Genomic DNA, 971 nt, shown 5'->3' on the forward strand with positions numbered 1-971 from the left:
AATATTTATTTTGTATATTATTCAACTAATGGATATGTAAAATTAGTAATATTTGGCACATTCACGAATACTGTCATATCTATTAAACAATTAATTCAATTATCAAATAATAGTTCAACTTTTACTATCGCTAACGGATACGTATATGTATCCGTACAACAAACGAATTCATTTACTGTATATAAATTTGATTTAAATGGAAATTTAATAACATCAAAAAGTTTTACAGGAACTGGATTTATAGATATGAATGGATATATAGTACAGTTTACAAATGGACTAAATGCAGGTTCTAAAATTTTAGTTTATCCGCCGTTCTAATCATAATTTACAAAATACAAATTCTCTATTATCATCAGTTATAAAAGTTAGAATTGTTCCATATAATTTTCTCAACAAATCAAATCTATTCTCTGTCCAATCATGAATTGCTATACAATATTGTTTGTACTTTTGTAATTTAGAAAAATCTAGATTTTTTTCGCAACCTTCACAATCCATAATGAAAATATCACTGTCAGGATATTCGTTACTTTTCCATTCCTCATGAATTTCAACTTTATCACAAATCTTGAATTCTTTACAAATTTTTTCTTTAAAAATTTGATTTAGTTTCTCTTCTTTTTCAAATCCAATTATCTTTTTAGCACCTTTTAAAAGAAAATATAAAGCAGAACTACCACAGTCATTACCAATTATTGTAATTGTTTTATCTTTAACATCTAATTTTGAATAAGCATATTCGAATTCTCTCCAATAACAACACTGTAATTTACAAAAATAATCATCAAAATTCATGTTTGAACTACCTCAAATAGAGCATAAACTTTACATTTTCCAGTTGCCCAAGCGTAAACATTAGCTGGATTTCTAACATGAAATTCTAAACTATCACCGGGCAAGATTGGAAAACTGTTGTACAATTGATTACCAAAGTCGGATCGTAGCCATGTCGTTCTGTGGGCCAAGGA

At 27.3% G+C, this 971-nt stretch carries 2 protein-coding genes; one reads left to right on the forward strand and one right to left on the reverse strand.

Going from position 1 to position 971, the window contains the following annotated elements; genetic code table 11:
- Nucleotides 1–321 (forward strand): hypothetical protein (locus tag ABDZ76_RS17540; protein WP_343808652.1); only part of this gene is annotated, 321 nt, incomplete at its 5' end.
- Here ABDZ76_RS17540 and ABDZ76_RS17545 read toward each other — a convergent pair.
- Complete coding sequence (locus tag ABDZ76_RS17545; RefSeq protein WP_198968541.1) at nucleotides 322–798, reverse strand: class I SAM-dependent methyltransferase; 477 nt, start codon at nucleotides 796–798, stop codon at nucleotides 322–324.
- Between the last annotated feature and the right edge of the window lie 173 nt (nucleotides 799–971).

The sequence above is a fragment of the Paenochrobactrum glaciei genome (assembly GCF_039522165.1).
In the GTDB taxonomy this organism is placed as follows: Bacteria; Pseudomonadota; Alphaproteobacteria; order Rhizobiales; family Rhizobiaceae; genus Paenochrobactrum; species Paenochrobactrum glaciei.

Excerpts from the sequence above, each read along its gene's own strand:
- ABDZ76_RS17545 (WP_198968541.1), bottom strand. The coding sequence starts at position 798 with ATGAATTTTGATGATTATTTTTGTAAATTACAGTGTTGTTATTGGAGA.